Source organism: Ruminococcus bromii (genome assembly GCF_002834225.1).
Taxonomy (GTDB): domain Bacteria; phylum Bacillota; class Clostridia; order Oscillospirales; family Acutalibacteraceae; genus Ruminococcoides; species Ruminococcoides bromii.
Map to the genome: position 1 here is coordinate 1 of NZ_NNSR01000017.1, position 256 is coordinate 256.

At 52.3% G+C, this 256-nt stretch carries 2 tRNA genes; both read left to right on the forward strand.

Going from position 1 to position 256, the window contains the following annotated elements:
- Positions 1-42: 42 nt before the first annotated feature.
- Positions 43-118: transfer RNA gene (locus tag RBATCC27255_RS00990), tRNA-Lys, on the forward strand.
- Positions 119-176: 58 nt separating this feature from the next.
- A tRNA-Glu gene (locus RBATCC27255_RS00995) sits at positions 177-251 on the forward strand.
- Positions 252-256 lie beyond the last annotated feature (5 nt).

The following is a 256-nucleotide window of genomic DNA, read 5'->3' on the forward strand; positions in this document are numbered from 1 at the left end:
TCCTTTATTCAGTTTTCAGGGTGTTTGAAAGAACACAGAGATGCACCATTAGCTCAGTTGGTAGAGCACCTGACTCTTAATCAGGGTGTCCCGGGTTCGAGCCCCTGATGGTGCACCAAGAGAAGTTGCAGGGGCTAATGAGAGCAAAGACCATTAGCCTTTGTGACGAAAGACAAGGCTCGTTGGTCAAGCGGTTAAGACTCCGGCCTCTCACGCCGGCAACGCGGGTTCGATTCCCGCACGAGTCACCAAAAGG